18 protein-coding genes are annotated in these 20,147 nt (G+C 54.2%); 16 read left to right on the forward strand and 2 right to left on the reverse strand.

What is annotated here, in order from left to right; translation table 11 throughout:
• The first annotated feature begins 134 nt into the window (after positions 1–134).
• Genes IPJ96_10435 through IPJ96_10480 form a run of 10 tightly spaced genes read left to right on the forward strand, consistent with a single transcriptional unit; the run spans position 135 to position 9,485 of the window.
• A complete protein-coding gene (locus IPJ96_10435) occupies positions 135–1,121 on the forward strand; it encodes a MoxR family ATPase (GenBank protein ID MBK7910766.1) in 987 nt (328 codons plus the stop codon).
• A gap of 32 nt (positions 1,122–1,153) precedes the next feature.
• Positions 1,154–2,026: a DUF58 domain-containing protein gene (locus IPJ96_10440; protein ID MBK7910767.1), complete on the forward strand. Its 873-nt coding sequence runs from the start codon at positions 1,154–1,156 to the stop codon at positions 2,024–2,026.
• Between the two features lie 2 nt (positions 2,027–2,028).
• Positions 2,029–3,009: a hypothetical protein gene (locus tag IPJ96_10445; GenBank protein MBK7910768.1), complete on the forward strand. Its 981-nt coding sequence runs from the start codon at positions 2,029–2,031 to the stop codon at positions 3,007–3,009.
• Positions 3,006–4,001: a VWA domain-containing protein gene (locus tag IPJ96_10450; protein MBK7910769.1), complete on the forward strand. Its 996-nt coding sequence runs from the start codon at positions 3,006–3,008 to the stop codon at positions 3,999–4,001. The genes IPJ96_10445 and IPJ96_10450 overlap by 4 nt, the downstream gene beginning before the upstream one ends.
• A 1-nt stretch (position 4,002) precedes the next feature.
• Entirely contained in the window at positions 4,003–5,061 is a 1,059-nt protein-coding gene (locus IPJ96_10455) for a VWA domain-containing protein (protein MBK7910770.1), read from the forward strand.
• 38 nt (positions 5,062–5,099) lie between these two features.
• A complete protein-coding gene (locus IPJ96_10460; GenBank protein MBK7910771.1) occupies positions 5,100–5,831 on the forward strand; it encodes a tetratricopeptide repeat protein in 732 nt (243 codons plus the stop codon).
• Positions 5,825–6,364, forward strand: coding sequence for a GNAT family N-acetyltransferase (locus IPJ96_10465; protein MBK7910772.1), 540 nt, complete (start codon positions 5,825–5,827; stop codon positions 6,362–6,364). The genes IPJ96_10460 and IPJ96_10465 overlap by 7 nt, the downstream gene beginning before the upstream one ends.
• Positions 6,339–8,189, forward strand: a complete 1,851-nt coding sequence (locus tag IPJ96_10470) for a protein BatD (GenBank protein MBK7910773.1) — start codon at positions 6,339–6,341, stop codon at positions 8,187–8,189. Before IPJ96_10465 ends, IPJ96_10470 begins: the two co-directional genes overlap by 26 nt.
• Positions 8,186–8,971 (forward strand): tetratricopeptide repeat protein, encoded by a 786-nt coding sequence (locus IPJ96_10475; protein ID MBK7910774.1) that lies wholly within the window; start codon positions 8,186–8,188, stop codon positions 8,969–8,971. Before IPJ96_10470 ends, IPJ96_10475 begins: the two co-directional genes overlap by 4 nt.
• A gap of 4 nt (positions 8,972–8,975) precedes the next feature.
• On the forward strand, positions 8,976–9,485 hold the full coding sequence (locus IPJ96_10480) for a metallophosphoesterase family protein (GenBank protein ID MBK7910775.1): 510 nt from the start codon (positions 8,976–8,978) through the stop codon (positions 9,483–9,485).
• Between the two features lie 4 nt (positions 9,486–9,489).
• On the opposite strand, the gene IPJ96_10485 is transcribed toward IPJ96_10480, so the two are convergent.
• On the reverse strand, positions 9,490–9,936 hold the full coding sequence (locus IPJ96_10485) for a DUF4293 domain-containing protein (protein ID MBK7910776.1): 447 nt from the start codon (positions 9,934–9,936) through the stop codon (positions 9,490–9,492).
• Positions 9,937–10,256: 320 nt separating this feature from the next.
• On the opposite strand from IPJ96_10485, the gene rho reads away from it, so the two are divergent.
• Complete coding sequence (rho, locus tag IPJ96_10490) at positions 10,257–11,960, forward strand: transcription termination factor Rho (protein ID MBK7910777.1); 1,704 nt, start codon at positions 10,257–10,259, stop codon at positions 11,958–11,960.
• A 70-nt stretch (positions 11,961–12,030) separates the two neighbouring features.
• A complete protein-coding gene (locus tag IPJ96_10495) occupies positions 12,031–13,593 on the forward strand; it encodes a SulP family inorganic anion transporter (protein ID MBK7910778.1) in 1,563 nt (520 codons plus the stop codon).
• Between the two features lie 61 nt (positions 13,594–13,654).
• Here the strand turns inward: IPJ96_10495 and lon are convergent, their stop codons facing one another.
• Positions 13,655–16,075 carry an endopeptidase La gene (lon, locus tag IPJ96_10500; protein ID MBK7910779.1) on the reverse strand — a complete coding sequence of 807 codons (2,421 nt, stop codon included), beginning with the start codon at positions 16,073–16,075 and terminating at the stop codon, positions 13,655–13,657.
• A 342-nt stretch (positions 16,076–16,417) separates the two neighbouring features.
• On the opposite strand from lon, the gene IPJ96_10505 reads away from it, so the two are divergent.
• Genes IPJ96_10505 through IPJ96_10520 form a run of 4 tightly spaced genes read left to right on the forward strand, consistent with a single transcriptional unit; the run spans position 16,418 to position 20,130 of the window.
• Positions 16,418–17,617 (forward strand): pyridoxal phosphate-dependent aminotransferase, encoded by a 1,200-nt coding sequence (locus IPJ96_10505; GenBank protein ID MBK7910780.1) that lies wholly within the window; start codon positions 16,418–16,420, stop codon positions 17,615–17,617.
• Between the two features lie 46 nt (positions 17,618–17,663).
• Positions 17,664–18,674 (forward strand): D-glycero-beta-D-manno-heptose-7-phosphate kinase, encoded by a 1,011-nt coding sequence (locus IPJ96_10510; protein MBK7910781.1) that lies wholly within the window; start codon positions 17,664–17,666, stop codon positions 18,672–18,674.
• On the forward strand, positions 18,674–19,405 hold the full coding sequence (gene ubiE / locus IPJ96_10515; GenBank protein MBK7910782.1) for a bifunctional demethylmenaquinone methyltransferase/2-methoxy-6-polyprenyl-1,4-benzoquinol methylase UbiE: 732 nt from the start codon (positions 18,674–18,676) through the stop codon (positions 19,403–19,405). The genes IPJ96_10510 and ubiE overlap by 1 nt, the downstream gene beginning before the upstream one ends.
• A gap of 32 nt (positions 19,406–19,437) precedes the next feature.
• Positions 19,438–20,130, forward strand: coding sequence for a PorT family protein (locus IPJ96_10520; GenBank protein MBK7910783.1), 693 nt, complete (start codon positions 19,438–19,440; stop codon positions 20,128–20,130).
• Positions 20,131–20,147 lie beyond the last annotated feature (17 nt).

Below are 20,147 nucleotides of genomic sequence, written 5' to 3' on the forward strand. Positions count from 1 at the left end.
AGCGGATTCATCGTTTTTTAGTTAAAATTGCTCCTCGTTACGAAGGTTTCCGGCTACCGCCATCCTTTCCGAATGTTACACTTTCTAAACCACGGTTTCGCGGTTTAGGTACCAGTACCTCGTAGTTAAACAACATGATGGACATTAAAGAAATCAACGAGCGCATTCAGCGCGAATCTGCTTTTGTTGACTTGCTCCAACTCGAATTGGGGAAAGTGATCGTCGGACAAAAGCAAATGACCGAACGGCTCCTGATCGCCCTACTGGCCAACGGCCACATCCTGCTGGAAGGAGTCCCGGGACTGGCCAAGACGCTTTCGATCAAGTCGCTTGCATCAGCCATTCACGCCAAGTTCAACCGGATCCAATTCACACCGGACCTGTTACCTGCCGACCTGATCGGCACGATGATCTACAATCAGAAGCAGGAGAGTTTCTCCATCCGCCGGGGACCTGTCTTCGCCAACTTCGTGCTGGCCGACGAGATCAACCGGGCACCCGCCAAGGTGCAAAGCGCCTTGCTGGAAGCCATGCAGGAACGACAGGTTACCATCGGCGAACAGACCTTCGCGCTCGAAGAACCATTCCTGGTCCTGGCTACGCAGAATCCCATTGAACAGGAAGGAACCTATCCGCTTCCGGAAGCACAGGTCGACCGCTTCATGCTGAAAGTGGTTATCGGCTACCCGACGAAGGAAGATGAAAAACTCATCATCCGTCAGAACATCGGGCAAGCGCCGGCTCCGGTGCAGCCGGTGGTGCGACCCGAAGAGATCCTTCACGCGCGCAAAAGCCTGCGCGACGTGTACATGGATGAAAAGATCGAGCGTTACATCGTCGACATCGTCTTCGCGAGCCGTACACCCGAGGATTACAAACTCGGCAAGCTGAAACAACTGATCAGCTACGGAGGATCGCCCCGCGCGAGCATCAACCTGGCGCTGGCGTCCAAGGCTTACGCCTTCGTGAAACGCCGCGGCTATGTGATTCCCGAAGACGTACGCGCGATCTGCCACGACGTGATGCGGCACCGCATCGGGCTGACCTACGAAGCGGAAGCGGAGAACATCAGTTCCGACCAGATCATCAACGAGATCCTCAACGCAGTCGAAGTTCCCTAAGTCTCCCCCGAGAGCGAACCTGAACTGTACACATGGAAACCTCCACCCTGCTCCAAAAAGTCCGCGCGATCGAGATCAAGACTCGCGGCTTGTCGGCGCACATCTTTTCCGGCGAATACCACAGCGCCTTCAAAGGGCGTGGCATGGCATTCAGCGAGGTGCGGGAATATACACCGGGAGACGACATCCGGTCCATCGACTGGAACGTCACCGCCCGCTTCGGACATCCGTATGTCAAGGTATTCGAGGAAGAGCGGGAACTGACCGTCATCCTGCTGGTAGATGTGAGCGCCTCCGGAGACTTCGGCACGAAGCAACAGTTCAAACGCCAATTGATGACGGAGCTTTGCGCGGTACTCGCCTTCTCCGCCATTCAGAACAACGACAAGACCGGCGTCATTTTTTTCAGCGACCGTGTCGAGAAGTTCATCCCGCCAAAGAAAGGAAAGACCCACATTCTGCGGATCATCCGGGAACTGATCGAATTCAAACCCGTTAACCGCAAAACCGACCTGGCCGTCGCTTTGCAGTACCTCACGAATGCGATCAAGAAACGCAGTATCTGTTTCCTGATCTCCGATTTCTACACGGAGAATTTCGAACGTGAACTCAAACTCGCGAACAAGAAACACGACCTGGTCGCGCTTGAGATCATCGACCCGCGGGAGGAATCGTTGCCCGATATCGGCCTGGTCAGATTTGAAGACGCGGAAACGGGTACGTCCCAATGGATCGATACCGGGGACCCTGCCGTGCGGGAAGCTTTCCAGAAGAACATGCACGTACGATCACGCAGAAATGCGGACCTGTTTGCACGTTCCGGCGTCGATACAGTCAGATTGAGCACCGATCGCTCCTATGTTCAACCACTCATGCAATTGTTTAAAAAGCGCGGAAGCAAGTGAGCATGAGCAGGTCGATTCTCCCTACACTCTTGATCGTGTGTCTGCTCTGGCTGGCCATGACACGGCCTGTGGCTGCGCAAATAGCTTCCCATGCGGAAGCCCGGATCGATACGAACACCATTCGAATCGGGGAACAAATTCGACTCGACCTATCTCTTTCCGGCCCGTCCAACGCTCGTGTTCAGTTTCCTGTTATCGGTGACACCTTGCCTGGACTGGAAATCGTGAAACGTGATTCATCCGACACCCTGCGCTCACCTGACGGCAGGACGATCACTTATTCTCAGCGCTTTTACCTCACACGCTTTGATACGGGTTATGTCGTACTGGAGCCCTTTCTCTTTGTCGTCGCCGATCCGACCACCGGCGCGATCGACAGCCTGACCACGGAAGCGCAACTGATCAGCGTCACGACACTCGCGGTTGATACGACGCAAGGCATCAAGGACATCAAACCGATCCTCGATGTTCCGTTTACCTGGCAGGATGCCTTACCGTATGTCGCCATTGGTCTCGCCGCTCTGCTGATCGGGTACGGGATCTATCGATACCTGAAGCAACGAAAGAAACAACCGCAACCCGAAAAGCGCATCATCCCGCCGGCGATTCCGGCTCACGTCCGGGCATTTGAAGAACTGGAACGGATCGCCGCCGAAAAACTCTGGCAACAGGGTAAGATCAAGGAGTATCATACCCGGGTGACCGATGTGCTGCGCAATTACCTGGAAGAACGTTTCGGGATACCCGCTCCTGAGATGACGACCGATGAATTGATCGATCGCATGCGCAGAAAGATCCGCGATATCCGGAGCCAGGAGTTGCTCCGTTCCATGTTGGTATTGGCCGATCTGGTCAAGTTCGCCAAAGCGCATCCACTACCCGACGAACACGAACAATTACTGCGCGAATGCCGCGAGTTCATCGAACTTAACCGGCCTGTGGTGGCGGAAGATATGACCGATAAGCAGGAGGTGCTGCCATGATCCCGGGCTGGAAGTTTCTTCACCCGCAATGGCTGTGGCTGTTATTGGTCATTCCGGCCGTTTTGGCGTTTCATTTCTTCTACCTGCGGAAGCGGCAACCCACCCTTCGATTCTCCAGCCTGACGGGCTTCTCGAACGTTCCGAACAGCTGTAGAACCAAACTGAAAGACCTTCCGGTGATCCTGAGAAGCCTGGTGATCGCCGCGTTGATCGTCGCGTTGGCCCGGCCGCAATCCAGTTCCAGCAGTCAGAACATTACGACCGAAGGTATTGACATCGTCATGGCGCTGGACATCTCCGCATCCATGCTCGCCGAGGACCTGAAACCCAACCGCATCGAAGCTGCTAAGAAAGTCGCCCGTGATTTCATCGACCAGCGACCCAATGACCGCATCGGCCTCGTCGTGTTCAGCGGAGAAAGCTTCACCCAGTGTCCGATGACGACCGACCATGCCGTGCTGAAGAACCTGTTGCTGGGTATTCAAAGCGGAATGCTGGCGGACGGAACCGCCCTGGGTGAAGGACTGGCAACCGCGGTGAACCGCATACGCAACAGCACGGCGAAAAGCAAGGTCATCATCCTGCTGACCGACGGCGTAAACAACATCGGAGCGATCGCGCCGGAGACCGCCGGCGACATTGCACAGGCTTTTGGTATCCGGGTCTATACGATCGGCGTGGGAACGGAAGGCATGGCGCCCTATCCGGTACAGACCCCGCTGGGTACCCAGTACCAGTATATGCCGGTACAGATCGACGAAGCCGTCTTACAAAAGATCGCCGGCTCGACCGGAGGAAAATACTTCCGCGCTACTTCTTCCGGCCAGTTGAAGACCATCTACCAGGATATCGACAAACTGGAAAAAACCCGGATCGACGTGACCGAGTTCCGTCATCGCTCGGAAGAGTATTACCCGATCGCGCTGGTCGCGATCGGGTTGCTCTGCCTCGAGTACTTCTTACGTCAGACCTTGTTCCGCACCCTCCCCTGATATGTTTCGCTGGGCACATCCTGAACATCTCTATGCACTGGCCGTCGTACCGGTCCTGCTGATGTTCTATTTATTCGCACGGGACGCTCGCGGGAAACGCCTCTACCGCTTTGGCGAGCGCAAACTCGTGGAACGTCTCCTACCCTTCGCTTCCGTAAACAAGCCGTGGTTGCGGATGTTCCTCGTACTCTTCGCGCTGTTGTCGCTTGTCCTGGCCTGGGCGAATCCGCAATTCGGTTCCCGACTGGTAGAAGTGAAACGCGAAGGGGTTGACGTGATCGTCGCGCTCGACGTATCCAACTCCATGAAGGCGGAAGACATACGGCCGAACCGTCTGGAACGCTCCAAACAGCTCATCAGCCGTTTGATCGATCGCCTGGAAAACGATCGCATCGGATTGGTGGTCTTTGCAGGACAAGCCTATGTGCAGTTGCCGATCACGACCGATTATGCGGCGGCTAAGTTGTTCCTCAACTCGATTGACACCGATATCATTCCGACCCAGGGTACGGCCATCGGTTCAGCACTTGATCTTTGCCAGGAATCATTCGTAGGCAATGACAACAAGCACAAAGTCATCGTCCTGATTACGGATGGCGAGAACCACGAAGACGACCCGATAACCGCTGCGAAAAAAGCCGGAGAAGCGGGAGTCATCGTCCACGCCATCGGCATGGGTTCTCCGGAGGGCGTACCGGTACCGGTCTATCGAAACGGCAGCCAGGTCGACTACCTGCGTGACCGTGACGGAAATACCGTCTTGACCAAGCTGGATGAAATGACCCTTCAACAAATCGCCGCAGAGACGAAAGGGGAATACATCCGGGCCACAAACAGCGACGACGGCTTGACGACCGTGATCAACGCTATCGGCCGGATGGAAAAGAAACAATTCGGCACCAAGCAATATTCCGATTACGAAGACCGGTTTCAGTATCTGCTTGCCTTCTCGCTGCTGCTCCTTGTATTGGAATCGCTCTTCAGCGACCGCAGAAGCGAAGTGCTGCACCGGCTGGATATTTTTGGAGAAAATAAAAACAAGGAGGAACGATCATCATGATGATAGCTTCCATCACTCTGAGATATCAACTGCTTGCCATGAGCCTGTTAATGCTCCAGGCTCCTACCCATACCCTGGCTCAATCAGAACGAAAACTTGTTCGTGAAGGGAACACTGCTTACGAAGCGAAGAAGTTTGACCAGGCGGAAATACAATACCGGAAATCCCTGGAGAAGAACAAGACTTCCCTCCCGGCACAATACAACCTCGGAAACGCACTGTTCCGGCAGGATAAACTCGACGAAGCGAAGAGCCAGTACGAACAGGCCGCCAACCTGAAAAATGCACCGGCGGCGGATCGTGCCAAGGCGTTTCATAACCTGGGCAACAGCCTTTTGAAACAGGAAAAATACCAGGAAAGCATCGACGCGTACAAACAATCGCTGCGTATAAATCCCGCCGATAACGACACGCGTTACAACCTTGCTTACGCGCAGGCCAAGCTGCAGCAACAACAGAACCAACAGAATCAAAACAACAAGCAAGACGACAAGCAAGAAAAGGACCAGCAGAAGAACCAGAACCAGCAGCAACAACAGAATAAAGACCAGCAGGATAAGAACAAGCAGCAGCAGGACCAGCAGCAACAGGATCAGCAGCAGGATCAGGCGAAAAAAGATCAGCAAAAACCGGATCAGCAAAAACCTGAACGGATCAGCAAGGAAGACGCGGAAAAAATTCTGCAAGCCCTGAACAACGACGAAAAGAAAACGCAAAAAAAGTTGAACAAAAAGGAGGCGGTTCGGGTTCGGATCGATAAGCAATGGTGATCAAAGACAGAACGAACGTATTGTTGACGGAACGTCTGGAGCTTCGTCCGTTAACCGCACAGGATGCCGGCTTTCTGTTCGACCTGTACACGGATCCGGAAGTGATCCGGTATACCGGAGAAACCCGGTTGCGGGATGAAGCGCATGCGCGCGAATTTTTGGATCGCTGCACTGCGATGCCGGCTTCCCATCCGCCGGTTTATCTGATCAGTATTGTCGGCGAAGAAAAGAAAAGCGGGTGGTGCGGCCTTCGCTATGACGACGAGGATCAGGTGTTCGACCTGGGATTTCGCCTGGAGCGAACCTCCTGGGGAAAAGGGTACGCCACAGAGGCTGCACGAGCCGTCATGGAGGAAGCGTTCGGACAATACGGTTTGATCAGGATACGGGCACGCTGCGCGCGCGAGAACATCGGCGCTTCCCATGTACTGCTGAAACTCGGTTTCAAGGCCGTGCGGTCGTTTACGGCGCACGGTTACCTTTGCGATGAATACGCCTTAGAACGTCATGAACTCCCGATCGGTCGGAATTGATCTAACGCGGGTCCTTGGACTCCGGAGCTGGCTGGCGATGTTGCTGGCCACCTTGCTCCTGCCCGTGCATTCCCGGGCTACGGCGGATGTATTCACGGCCAGTCTCAGTTCCAATTCGGTTGCCGTGGGCGATCAGGTGCAGATCACCTTTACGCTCAACGGTAGTGGACGGAACTTCAAAGCCCCCTCCTTTGAAGGCTTCAACGTGCTGATGGGGCCCAGCCAGTCGAGCAATATCCAAATGATCAACGGCAGCTTTTCGCAAACCCTCAGTTTTACTTATGTATTACAGGCGGTGAAAGAAGGCACCTTCAAGATTGGTTCTGCCGAGATCGTATTGAATAACCAAAAAGTACTGAGCAATCCCGTCACGCTTACCGTGACCAAAGGAACGTCGCGTTCTTCCGGCGGCAGTTCGGGCGGCGGCGAGCCCATGACCAGGAATGTCTTCATCCGCGCCTCGGTGGATAAGAGCAATGTGTTTCGCGGAGAAGGTCTTGTGGTGACGTACCGTCTTTACACCCGCGTAACCCTCGTTAACTACACCATCAGCAAGTTGCCTGCTCCGAACGGTTTCTGGAGCCAGGAAATCCAGTTGCCCCAACAATTGCAATTCCATAACGAGAATGTGGACGGGGTCAACTATCAGGTGGCCGATCTGAAAAAAATGGTCTTGTTTCCACAACGAAGCGGCAACCTGGAACTGGATCCGATGGAAGGCGAAGTCATTGCCCGTGTACAGGTGAAACGCCAGCGCAGCAACGACCCGTTCGATCAGTTTTTCGGGAACGATCCGTTCGGCTCATTCTTCGGCGGAGGACTGCAGGACGTCAAAGTGCCGCTCAAGAGCCAACCCGTCCGGGTGAACGTACGAGAATTACCGGACGGCGCGCCTGCCGGCTTTACCGGGGCCGTGGGTAAGTTCACCTTTGAAACTTCTATTGATAAGGACAAGACCAAAACGAATGAAGCCGTAACGCTTCGGATAAAAGTCACCGGCAAAGGGAACATCAAACTGGTGGATGCACCGAAGGTCAACTTCCCGCCTGATTTTGAATTATATGATCCGAAAGAATCGGTGAATATCACCGCCGGTGGCAGTGGCGCAAGCGGTAGTAAGACCTTCGAGTACCTGATCATCCCGCGCAATGCCGGTAATTTTAAGATCACCGTAGATCCGTTCAGCTACTTTGACCTGGATAAGAAGTCCTACCTCGAACTATCCGGTACGACCCTGGACCTCGCGGTGGAAAAAGGCAACGAAACAGTCACTACTACCGTTAGCGGCGTGAACAAATCGGATGTACAATTACTCGGGGAGGACATTCGTTTTCTCAAGACTGCCGACCCGCAACTGGCCCTGAACCCACGGCCGTTGCGCGGCTCATGGCTGTTCTATGTACTGTTGTTCATGCCCTTCGCGCTATTGCTCATCGCCTTGCAATGGCGGAAAAAACTCGCTGAACGAATGACCAATGTGGCCTTGATCCGCAGTCAACGTGCCAGCAAGGTCGCTCTCCGTCGTCTCGCCAAATCGAAGGAGTTGTTGGGCAAACAGGATCACGCGGCCTTTCTCGAAGAGCTTTCCCGCGCCTTGTGGGGTTATATTTCCGACAAACTGCAACTGCCGGTGTCGGAACTCAACCGTGATAATGCGAAAACACATCTGCAACAGCGCGGAACATCAGAAGCCATGATCAACGAATTGCTTTCCGTTCTGGATGCCTGTGAATTCGCCAGGTTTGCAGGCGGAACGGCTTCCCTACCCGACGACTTATACCGGAGGGGAATTGCAAGTATCACCCAGATGGAGGAACAAGCATGAACCGGATCACACGTCCTTCTTCCTTTCTGATCCAACTTTTCTGCCTGCTGGGGCTCCTGGCCATTGACGGTACGGTCCTGGCATCCGGCACGGATGAACGGTATTCTACAGCCGGGAAAGCTTATGAAAAAAAGGAGTACGCTACGGCCATTGCCACCTACGAAGAATTATTGCGCGAAGGTTATCGCGCGCCCGACCTCTACTATAATCTCGGTAACGCGCATTTCAAAGCGGGGCACATCGCAGCGGCGATCCTCAACTACGAGCGGGCGCTGAAACTTGCGCCGGATGATGAGGATACACGGTACAACCTGCGCATTGCCAACCTCCAGGTCGTCGACAAGATTGAAACGATGCCGGCTGTATTTTACCGCCGATGGATCAACAGTATTAGCGGTTGGTGCGGTCCGGACACCTGGAGCGCATGGCTGATCGGCTTGTCCTGGCTGCTGGCTTCGATCATTTTCGGATTTATCATCACCCGTTCTCCGGGCTGGAAAAAGGTATTGTTCCTTTCCGGGGTCATGGTGCTCTTCATCACCCTTGTCGTAACCCTGGCGGGTCGCGAAAGTAATCGGCAGGTGAGCCGACACGATGAGGCGATCATCCTGTCTCCCAGCGTATATGTTAAAAGCTCTCCCGATGAAAAAGGTAACGACCTGTTCATCCTGCACGAAGGAACAAAGGTTTCCCTGCAGGATCAGGTCGGCAACTGGCAGGAGATCCGCCTGGCGAATGGAACCGTCGGTTGGGTGACCTTGAACGTCCTGGAAGCGATCTGAACGGATGCGCAGGGTCTTGCTACTGAGTGATACGCACGGTACGATCGACGATCGGATCATGCGCCGGGTCGAACTCGCTGATGAGATCTGGCATGCCGGTGATATCGGATCCATGGAGGTGGCCGATCAATTAGAACATCAACGACCGGTCCGGGCTGTGTACGGTAACATTGATGATCACCGGATGCGGCTACGTTTCCCGGAACATGCGATCTTTCAATGCGAAGAGCTGAAGGTGCTGATCACGCACATTGCCGGGACACCCGGTCATTACCCGGCCAGCGTCCGAACATTATTGGAAAAGCATCGCCCCGACCTGTTCGTCTGCGGTCATTCCCACATCCTGAAAGTACAACGGGATGAAAAATTCGGTCACCTGCATTTAAATCCGGGAGCAGCCGGCAAGCACGGCTTTCACAAAGTCCGCACCCTGCTGGAGTTCGTTGTCGATGGAAAATCGATCCGGGAACTCCAGGCTGTCGAAATCGGTTTACGCGGGTCGCTGGAGCCCTAACCGTTCACCGCAACCGGTCAGCAGAGCGTACCAGGGCCTCATCGCGCTTGACAAAGCGAACCGCCAGAAAGGTAAAGAGCAGCGACACCAGCGGGAGATAACTACCATAACGGTAATGGAGCCGTTGATCCAGGTTGGTTGCCATCGTATCGGCCACGAAAAACAGCAAGCCAACTTCGATACAAAGCAAGAGCAGCATGAGATTACCGATGCGCGCCTGGAGGTTCCTGTTGCGGTAAAGAAAAATAGCCACGAGTGCGAAGACCCCGACCGCGCCGTTGAGCAACATCAGTAGCGCGTTGTTGGCAATGGAAATCGCCTTTATTGCCGGAGTGCCATCCGGATTCGGCGGTACCTGGATATCCGGTAATTCGTATACCGGGACAAAGATCAGTAAGACGGATATCAGGACGACGCCAAGGAAGAACAGGGTTTGGATGCGTTGTATCATAGACGGATGGATCGGGGACAAAGATGATAAACCCATTTAAAAGGGCAAATCGGTTACCTCAGCCTCAAAATCTGCAAAATTTGTTCATAAATTGTTTGCACCAATTGAAAAAAGCACCTATACTTGTGATGAATTTAGCGCCCGGGAAGCGATTTCGATTACATCCTCTTCCCTTTCCTATAGTTCAGCTGATTCATCCCCGTTATTTCTGAGTACTTCTCTCCTATCGGAGAAAATTCCACCCGGTTTTCCGGTCTCCCCCGATTATATCCTGAACGTATACGCGAATCTGCGCTTCGTATTTCACCAATAGTATTTTCATGTACGATATCCTTGAATTGAATGACAAGCTCGTTAACGAGCTGAAAGAGATTGCCCGGTTGATGAACATTCCGAACTACGATGAACTTCGGAAGCAGGAGTTGATCTACAAGATCCTCGACCAACAGGCGCTCAATCCGACTGCGAGTAACTCCATCCGGGAATCCCTGGTGGGTAAGTTCAGCAACGCCAAAGCGGAATCCGTCAAAGTTGCAGCTCCGGCTGCTGCCCCGGCCGCCAAGGAAAGCGACAGTGCCGGTTCCCGGCCCAAGCGGCGTCGCGTACCTCCCGGTGCCGCCGCTGCAGACGCTCCGGCGCCGGTAGCGCTGGAACCATCCGTTAAAGTCGCACCGGCTCGAAACCCGAACCCCACTCCGCCACCGCCGCCCCCGACTCCTGTCCCAGCCGAAGCTGCACCGACACCACAACCGTCGCAACCGCGTCATCCGAACCAGGATCAGCGGCCACAGCCTTACGGACAACAAGGGCAACAGAACCGGGATAACTTCGATCGCAATAGTAACTTCCGTCAGCAACGTCGCGATTTCCGCGCTCCGGAAACCCAGGTGGACGCCCAGGTGGAAAATGAAAGCCTGGTCAAATGTGAAGGCGTCCTGGAAATCATGCCAGACGGTTTCGGATTCTTACGATCCAGCGATTTCAACTACCTCACCTCACCGGACGATATTTACGTTTCCCAGGCTCAGATCAAAAACTTCGGTTTGAAAACCGGCGACACCGTCCAAGGCCTTGTTCGTCCGCCCCGTGAAGGTGAAAAGTACTTCCCCCTGATCCGGGCAGAACTCATCAACGGTCTGGATCCCGCTGTGGTTCGCGATCGGGTTCACTTCGATTATCTGACACCGCTCTTCCCGAACGAAAAACTCAACCTGGCCGAAGGCAAGCAAGTAACCTATTCCACGCGTATCATGGATATGTTCACGCCGATCGGTAAGGGTCAGCGCGGACTCATCGTCGCTCAGCCGAAGACCGGTAAGACGATGCTGTTGAAGGAAGTCGCCAACGCCATTGCGTCGAATCACCCGGAAGTGTACATGATCATCCTGCTGATCGACGAACGTCCGGAAGAAGTAACCGACATGGCCCGCAGTGTAAAAGCCGAAGTCGTCGCCTCCACTTTTGACGAACCGGCAGAGCGTCACGTCAAGATCGCCAACATCGTGCTGGAGAAAGCCAAGCGCCTGGTGGAATGTGGCCATGACGTCGTCATCCTTCTGGACTCCATCACCCGACTTGCCCGTGCATACAATACGGTAGCCCCTGCATCCGGAAAAGTGCTCTCCGGCGGCGTCGAAGCGAATGCGCTCCACAAACCGAAGCGCTTCTTCGGTTCCGCGCGAAAGATCGAAAACGGCGGAAGCCTCACGATCATCGCGACGGCCCTGATCGATACCGGATCCCGTATGGACGAAGTCATCTTCGAGGAATTCAAAGGTACCGGTAACATGGAACTGCAGCTCGACCGTAAATTGGCCAACAAGCGCATCTTCCCGGCAATCGACCTGGTCGCATCCTCCACCCGACGCGAGGATATGCTCCTCGACAAGGAAATGCTTCAGCGCATGTGGATCCTGCGGAATCACCTTGCCGACATGAATCCGCTGGAAGCGATGGAATTCCTCCTGCAACAGCTCCGGGGAACAAAAACAAACGAAGAATTCATGATCTCCATGAGAGGTTGATCTTCTGCCCCGCCCTCGAGCGGGGCTTTTTTTTTATTCATCAAGACAGCGGTCTTACTACACTTGTCCAATGCGTGATCTGGCCCGACAACGAAGGCAGCGCTATCAACGCAAGCTCTTTCTCCGGCACGACCTTCCCGCCGGATTGTATGTATTCCTGGTCGCGCTGCCACTCTGCCTTGGCATTGCCCTTGCCTCCGGAGCGCCCTTGTATGCCGGAATCATCTCCGGCATCGTTGGCGGTCTCTTTGTTTCACTCGTGAGCGGATCCGCCCTCGGCGTTTCGGGGCCGGCAGCGGGTTTGACCACCATCGTTGCAGCCTCCATTGCCATTCATGGCGACTTCCGATCTTTCCTCTTCGCGGTCATGATCGCCGGGCTGTTCCAGGTGGGTCTTGGCGTGCTGCGCCTGGGTACGATCGCCCGTTTCTTTCCATCCGCGGTCATCAAAGGGATGCTCGCCGCCATCGGGATCCTCCTGATCAGCAAACAGATCCCGGTTTCCATCGGTTACAATCAGCCCGATTTCTGGTCGAGTGGGTTTCTCGAGCTCTTCCAGTCGAAACACGTGTTGTCGAACTTGCTTGATTTGAACGAACACATCAGCCGCAGCGCGATCATCATCACCCTTTGCAGCCTGGGAACGCTTGCCTTGTTCCGCAGGTTGCAACAACCCTGGGCGAAGAGCATTCCGGCTCCACTGCTGGCCGTGCTGATCGGGGTCCTGTGCAACGAACTTTTCTCCCTTCTGGATAGTGGGGCACTAAAACCTACGCAGTTGGTGAATATTCCATCCAACCTTTTTCAGGAATTTCAGTGGCCGGATTATCATCGTATCAGTTCCTGGGAACAGACGATCCGGGACGGCCTGCTGATCGGTCTGGTTGCTTCGTTGGAAACACTGCTGTGTGTGGAAGCGATCGACAAGTTAGACATCCATAACCGCATCACGCCGCCGAACCGTGAACTCATCGCGCAGGGAACCGGCAATATCCTTTGCGGGGTGCTGGGCGGGCTGCCGATGACCGCTGTGATCGTACGCGGTGCCGCGAATGTTCAGGCCGGGGCACGGAGCCGCTGGTCGTCGTTCATGCATGGCGTCTTTTTGCTGCTCGCCGTGCTCCTGATCCCGTCGCTGCTCAACCGGATCCCCTACGCGGCTTTAGCAGCCATCCTGCTCTTCACCGGTTACAACCTGACGCCTCCCCGCCTCTATCGGAACATCTGGAGGCAGGGAATGACCCAGTTTCTTCCGTTCATCCTTACGATTGTCGTCATCCTACTGACCGACCTCATAATCGGTGTCAGCATCGGCTTGTTATTGTCCGTTTATTTTATCGTGCAGAATAATTTCCAGGCGGAATTTCGTCTTGAACGCACCAAGCGGCATGAAACCGACCATGTGTACATCACGCTGAATACGAATGTCACATTCTTGAACAAGGTCAAGATCGCGCAGTTGTTGGATAAGATCGAACCCTACACCGTATTGACGATTGATGGTGCGAACAGCAACTTCATCGACTACGATGTGCGGGAAGTCATCAGCGATTTCGCGTTGAAAGCGAAAGAACGACACATCGAATTGCACCTGATCGGTATCGAAACCGTGCAGGTGGATTTCATGCATTGATGGAAATAAAAAGCCCCGGAATCGTACGATACTCCGGGGCTTTCAACGGATTGGCTCTCGGTCAGGAAGCGTTCACCTTCTTTTTCTTTTCCTGCCCGTTGTCTTCGAATCGGATGTCCAGCGCGTCGCGCACTTTCTCTTTCAGCAGTGCATAGCGCACTACATCCATCATATCGGAAACATAATGGAAGCGCAGGTCCTTGATGTAATCCTTTCGGATATCCTCCACATCCTTCCGGTTCTCTTCGCTCAGGATGATATCCTTGATGCCCGCACGCTTGGCCGCCAGCATCTTCTCCTTGATTCCGCCCACGGGCAATACCTTTCCACGCAACGTGATTTCACCGGTCATGGCCAGGTTGCTGCGGACTTTCCGCTGCGTGAAGGCTGATGTAAGCGCAGTCAGAATGGTAATGCCGGCCGATGGGCCATCCTTGGGTGTTGCTCCCTCCGGAACATGGATGTGGATGTCCCATTGTTCGAACACGCGATAATCGATCCCGAGTTCCTGAGCATGGGCCTTGAGGAATGCCATGGCGATCACGGCGGATTCCTTCATCACTTCCCCGAGATTGCCGGTGATGGACAGTTTTCCCTGTCCGCGATTCAGACTGGTCTCCACGAAGAGGATATCCCCGCCCGCTGCAGTCCAGGCAAGTCCGGTAACGACACCCGCGTTCTCGTTGCCCTGGTATTTGTCCTGCTGAAAGATCGGAGGGCCTAGTATCTTGCCGACCGCTTCCACCGAGACGGCGAGTTCATATTCTTCCTCCATCGCGACCGACTTGGCGATTGCCCGCACCACGGAAGCGATCTTCTTCTCCAGACCGCGTACGCCCGACTCACGGGTGTAGCGCTCGATGATGTGCTCGATGACTTTCGGCGACAACTTTAGCTGGTCCTTCTTCAGGCCGTGCGCCTCCAGTTGCTTCGGCAGCAGGTGGCGGATGGCGATCTGCACTTTCTCTTCCAGCGTGTACCCGTTGATTTCGATGATCTCCATCCGGTCAAGCAAGGCCGGCTGTACCCGACTCAGGGAATTCGCAGTAGCGATGAAAAGGACATTGGAAAGGTCGTAATCGACCTCCAGGTAGTTATCGTAGAACGAATTGTTCTGCTCCGGATCGAGCACTTCGAGTAAGGCGGATGATGGATCGCCGTGAAAGTCGTTTCCCAGTTTGTCCACCTCGTCAAGTACGAAGACCGGATTGGAGGATTTGGTCTTCCGAAGATTCTGAATGATTCGCCCAGGCATGGCACCGATGTAGGTTTTCCGGTGGCCGCGGATCTCCGCCTCGTCACGCAGGCCGCCAAGCGACATGCGAACATACTTCCGGCCCAAGGCTTTGGCAATCGATTTTCCGAGCGATGTTTTCCCGACACCCGGAGGGCCGTACAGGCACATGATCGGCGACTTCATGTCGCGTTTCAACTTCAGGACGGCCAGGTACTCCAGAATGCGCTGCTTTACCTTCTCCAGTCCGTAGTGGTCCTTGTCGAGTACTTTTTGAGCGAACTTCAGATCAAAATTATCCTGCGTGAATTCGTTCCACGGAAGGTCGAGCATCAACTCGAGATAATTCAGCAGAACCGAGTATTCCGCAGCAGCCGGATTCATGCGCGACATCCTGTCGCATTCGCGCTGGAATACATCGTTCACTTCTTTGCTCCATTTCTTCTGCTTGGCCCGTTCGCGAAGCTCCATCACTTCACGGTCGGGTGTGGAGCCTCCCAGTTCTTCCTGGATGGTCCGTAACTGCTGGTTCAGGAAATATTCCCGCTGTTGCCGGTCCAGCTCGGTCTTTACCTTGCTCTGGATCTGATTTTTCATTTCCAGCATTTGCAGCTCTTTGCCCAAATGTTCCAATACGCGCATGGCGCGTTGCTTCGGGTCGGCGATCTCCAGCAATTCCTGTTTCCGGACCACATCGAGGTTCATGTTCGACGAGATGAAATTGATCAGGAAGCTCGGACTTTCGATGTTCCGGATGGCGAAGGCCGCATCGGACGGAATGTTCGGCGATTGCTGGATGATCTGGAGCGCCATGTCTTTCAAAGAAGAAACGGAAGCACCGAATTCCTTGTCATCCCCTTGAACCGCCGGTTCGGGGAAGGAACGGACTTTGCAACGGATGTAGGGTTCAGTCTGAACGGGTTGCTCCAATTGGAAACGTCGCTTACCCTGAATGATAATGGTGGTATTTCCATCCGGCATACGCAGCATCTTCATCACATTGGCAACCGTTCCAATGCTGTGCAGATCGGTGACCTTCGGATCCTCGATACTCACGTCACGTTGCGCCACCACGCCGATCACCTTATCGCCCTTGTAAGCGTCTTTGATTAGGTTGATCGACTTATCACGGCCCACGGTGATCGGAATGACCACGCCGGGAAACAACACCGTATTCCGGAGCGGCAGAATGGATAGCACATCCGGCATCTCCTGCTGGTTCATGTTGTCCTCGTCCTCCTGGGACATGAGCGGTATGAACTCAGAGTCGTCGTCGAGTATATTCATGAGTTGCAGCGGCAGTTGCTTGTTGTCATTTTGGATCATAATGGAGAATAATGCGTCACAGTGGCAGTGCATTCCACCACAAAGGCACGCCATGGGACGGGTCGAATTCCGTGCCAGCAAGAATACGCTGACAAAATGAGATTTTCGTCCAAAAAATGCGAATTTAATGACCTCCAGAAACGTTGTAACTGACTGTATTACAGTACACAAACCATTCTGACGTATTATTTGAGCAAAGTGTGAAACAAAAGGCCTTCGCCGGGGGTAATGATTCCTATTATCTGCGTAGGTTTGCAAGCTTCTATGAGTACCTCTTCTTTATCCCAGAGGGTTCAGCAACTGGCTGAAAGTCAGACGATCGGAATGGCCAAGTTGAGCCGGGAACTCGCTTCCAAGGGTATCGACGTCATCAACCTCAGCTTAGGTGAACCGGACTTCGTGACCCCTTCACATATCCGGGAAGCGGCCAAGAAAGCCATCGACGATGGCTTCACATTCTATCCTCCTATCGCTGGCTACGCGGAATTGAGGAAAGCCATCTCGGCGAAATTCCAACGGGAAAACCAGCTTGACTACAAACCCGACCAGGTCGTGGTTTCCACCGGCGCAAAGCAGGCCATTGCCAATGTGGTGCTCTGCCTGGTTAATCCCGGCGACGAAGTCATTATCCCATTACCGTATTGGGTGAGTTATATCGAGATCGTCAAATTAGCCGAAGGAAAAACGGTGGCGGTGAACACGACGGTTGAGGCAGACTTCAAGATGACGGCGGAGCAACTGGAAGCCGCTATCACACCGCGTACCAAGTTGCTCATCTTCTCCTCTCCGTGCAATCCGACCGGATCGGTCTATACCCGGGAAGAGTTGGAAGCCATTGCCAAGGTACTCGCGCGTCATCCGCAGGTGTACATTCTGTCTGACGAGATCTACGAACATATTAATTTTCTCGATGCCCATCAGAGCATCGCCCAATTCGAGTCTGTCCGTGACCGGGTGATTATCGTGAATGGCGTTTCCAAAGGATACGCCATGACCGGCTGGAGGATCGGTTATATCGGTGCACCGAAGTTCATCGCCGATGCCTGCGACAAGATGCAGGGACAATTCACGTCAGCCGCATCTTCCATCGCGCAAAAAGCCGCGGAAGCTGCATTGAATCTCGACAACCGACCGACACTCGACATGCGTGACGCGTTTCTACGCCGTCGCGACCTTGTCATAGAAGGGCTGAAAAAAATACCGGGGCTGCGGCTGAATCAGCCGAAAGGCGCGTTCTACGTATTTCCCGACATCAGCAGTTATTTCGGCAAATCGGATGGCACCACCACCATTCACAACGCGACCGACCTCTGCATGTACCTGCTGAACACGGGACATGTCAGCGTCGTGACCGGCGAAGCGTTCGGCGCTCCGAATTGTTTCCGCCTTTCGTATGCCGCATCCGACGACAAGCTGAAGGAAGCAGTGCGCCGCATCGGCGACGCGCTTGCGAAACTTCGCTAATTTCCGGGAGACAGTCCATCCTGTCACCGGTAACGAATCATTTGTCATGGCTACCCGAAAAACCTCCGCCATCGATACGCTTTTCCGGTCCATGGAAAAGCTCAACGTGCTCGTGATCGGCGACGTGATGTTGGACGCGTACCTCTGGGGCAACGTGGACCGGATCTCGCCGGAAGCACCTGTTCCGATCGTATCCATCCGCAAGAAGGAAAACCGGCTTGGCGGCGCCGCCAACGTGGCGATCAACGTACGCGCTCTTGGTGCTACGCCCCTGCTCTGCTCGGTCATCGGCAGCGATACGAACGGCCGGGACTTCATCGAGCTGATGCAACAACTCGGTCTCAGCACCGAAGGGATCGTGCAGTCGCCGGATCGTCCGACCACCGTTAAAACGCGCGTGATCGGCAACAACCATCAGATGCTGCGGGTCGACGAAGAATCGGATTCGGATATCCCCGTCGCGGAACGCAAGCAATTACTCGGACGTATCGAGAGTTTTCTCGATGTCCGTAAAGTCGATGTCATCGTATTTGAGGATTACGACAAAGGGATCATCAACAAAGCGCTGATCGAGGCCGTGGTCCGCATGGCACGATCCCGCCACATCCCCGTCGCAGTGGATCCCAAAAAACGAAACTTCAACCACTACCGGAATGTTACCCTCTTGAAACCCAATCTGAAGGAACTCCGGGAAGGCATGAAGCTGGATCTTGATAAAAATGACCTGAACGCCATTAGTTCAGCGGTTCGCAAATTGTGCAAGGATCTCCAGCTCGGCTCGGTCTTGCTTACCCTCTCCGAAAAAGGCATCCTGCATTCCGACGGAACGGAGGAACTCCTCGTGCCTGCACATATCCGGAATATCGCGGATGTTTCCGGCGCAGGTGACACGGTCATCAGTGTGGCGGCTTGTTGCCTGGCACTGGGCGTTTCGCCCACGCTGTTGTCCAGCCTTTCGAATCTCGCCGGTGGACTGGTTTGCGAATCCGTGGGCGTTGTTCCGGTCGATAAGGAACAATTATTCCGCGAAGCGAAGCGACTCAAACTCGGTGCCTGATGGGAACGACGGTCAGACCGTATAAGGAATCGAATGCAGCGAAGAAAGATCAGGTCGCACGCATGTTCAACAACATCGCGTGGCGGTACGACTTTCTCAATCGCTTTCTATCGCTCGGGATCGATCGGGTATGGCGTAAAAAAGCCATTCGCACCCTCCGCCCCCATCAACCGCGTCAGGTACTCGACATCGCCACCGGTACGGGGGATCTCGCGATCGAAGCCTTGAAACTCAATCCCGACCAGGTTACCGGAGTTGACATTTCGGTCGACATGCTACGCATCGGTCGTGAGAAGCTGAAGCGAAAAGGACTCAGCGACAAGATTCACCTGCTGGAAGGAGATTCGGAAAAGCTTATTTTCAACGACAATAAGTTCGATGCGGTGACCGTTGCTTTCGGGGTCCGGAATTTCGAGCACCTGCAGGACGGCCTCCGGGAAATACTCCGGGTCTTACGCCCCGGCGGAGTTGTCATGATCCTCGAATTTTCCCAGCCGCGAAACGCCCTGATGAATCGCCTCTACCAATTCTACTCAACCCGGATCACTCCCTGGTTCGGACGCAAGATTTCCAAAGATCCGCAGGCGTACACCTACCTTCACGAATCCATTGCCGCATTCCCTTCCGGTCAGGATTTTCTACGCATCATGGAATCCTGCGGATTTCAAAAGACCGTTGTGAAGCCTATGACCTTCGGCGTCGTTTCCATCTATACCGGTTTCAAGCCCTGATCGTTTTGCGCGGATTCAAAAACATAACAGTGTTGGCCGGCTTGCTGCTCGTATTGCAGTGGACCGACTCCCGTGCGCAGTTACACACACAGCCGTTGAACCTGGGCCGTTACGACAAGCAAAAGATCCACTTCGGTTTCAGCCTGGGCATCAACTCGGCGAACTTCCGGGTGAACCTGGCCGACGATCTGATGAATCGGGACAGCATTTATCGCGTCGATCCGGATCCGGTGACGGGTTTGAATCTCGGGATCATCTCGAACTTGAGGATCGGCGATCACTTTGACCTGCGTTTCATCCCCGCACTGTCTTTTTGCCAGCGTGGACTGGTGTATGACTTCGTGTACCCGGCCGGCGGAACCGCCACGGTCGTGAAGCAGGTGGAGTCCACCTACCTGGAGTTCCCCGTCATGCTGAAATTCAAAAGTCGACGGGTGAACAATTACCGCGTATACGTGCTCGGCGGCGGGCGCTACTCGATCGACATGGTCTCCCAAGCCAAAGTGAAGCAGAAGGATAAGGACATTATCAAGCTCAGCCGAAACGACTATGGCTACGAGATCGGGATCGGGTTCGACTTTTATCTCGAATATTTCAAGTTCTCTCCGGAGATCAAAATGTTCCAGGGTCTTCCGAATTTGCTTGTCCGGGAGAATACTCCCTACAGTTCGCCTATCGACGCCTTGAACTCCAAGATCTTTTTCCTGACCTTCAACTTCGAATAAGCTTCAGGCCTTCCGGG

It is taken from the genome of Bacteroidota bacterium (genome assembly GCA_016713765.1).
Lineage (GTDB): Bacteria > Bacteroidota > Bacteroidia > AKYH767-A > 2013-40CM-41-45 > Pollutiaquabacter > Pollutiaquabacter aromativorans.

Excerpts from the sequence above, each read along its gene's own strand:
- IPJ96_10435 (MBK7910766.1), top strand. The coding sequence starts at position 135 with ATGATGGACATTAAAGAAATCAACGAGCGCATTCAGCGCGAATCTGCT.
- IPJ96_10440 (MBK7910767.1), top strand. The coding sequence starts at position 1,154 with ATGGAAACCTCCACCCTGCTCCAAAAAGTCCGCGCGATCGAGATCAAG.
- IPJ96_10445 (MBK7910768.1), top strand. The coding sequence starts at position 2,029 with ATGAGCAGGTCGATTCTCCCTACACTCTTGATCGTGTGTCTGCTCTGG.
- IPJ96_10450 (MBK7910769.1), top strand. The coding sequence starts at position 3,006 with ATGATCCCGGGCTGGAAGTTTCTTCACCCGCAATGGCTGTGGCTGTTA.
- IPJ96_10455 (MBK7910770.1), top strand. The coding sequence starts at position 4,003 with ATGTTTCGCTGGGCACATCCTGAACATCTCTATGCACTGGCCGTCGTA.
- IPJ96_10460 (MBK7910771.1), top strand. The coding sequence starts at position 5,100 with ATGAGCCTGTTAATGCTCCAGGCTCCTACCCATACCCTGGCTCAATCA.
- IPJ96_10465 (MBK7910772.1), top strand. The coding sequence starts at position 5,825 with ATGGTGATCAAAGACAGAACGAACGTATTGTTGACGGAACGTCTGGAG.
- IPJ96_10470 (MBK7910773.1), top strand. The coding sequence starts at position 6,339 with ATGAACTCCCGATCGGTCGGAATTGATCTAACGCGGGTCCTTGGACTC.
- IPJ96_10475 (MBK7910774.1), top strand. The coding sequence starts at position 8,186 with ATGAACCGGATCACACGTCCTTCTTCCTTTCTGATCCAACTTTTCTGC.
- IPJ96_10480 (MBK7910775.1), top strand. The coding sequence starts at position 8,976 with ATGCGCAGGGTCTTGCTACTGAGTGATACGCACGGTACGATCGACGAT.
- IPJ96_10485 (MBK7910776.1), bottom strand. The coding sequence starts at position 9,936 with ATGATACAACGCATCCAAACCCTGTTCTTCCTTGGCGTCGTCCTGATA.
- rho (MBK7910777.1), top strand. The coding sequence starts at position 10,257 with ATGTACGATATCCTTGAATTGAATGACAAGCTCGTTAACGAGCTGAAA.
- IPJ96_10495 (MBK7910778.1), top strand. The coding sequence starts at position 12,031 with ATGCGTGATCTGGCCCGACAACGAAGGCAGCGCTATCAACGCAAGCTC.
- lon (MBK7910779.1), bottom strand. The coding sequence starts at position 16,075 with ATGTCCCAGGAGGACGAGGACAACATGAACCAGCAGGAGATGCCGGAT.
- IPJ96_10505 (MBK7910780.1), top strand. The coding sequence starts at position 16,418 with ATGAGTACCTCTTCTTTATCCCAGAGGGTTCAGCAACTGGCTGAAAGT.
- IPJ96_10510 (MBK7910781.1), top strand. The coding sequence starts at position 17,664 with ATGGCTACCCGAAAAACCTCCGCCATCGATACGCTTTTCCGGTCCATG.
- ubiE (MBK7910782.1), top strand. The coding sequence starts at position 18,674 with ATGGGAACGACGGTCAGACCGTATAAGGAATCGAATGCAGCGAAGAAA.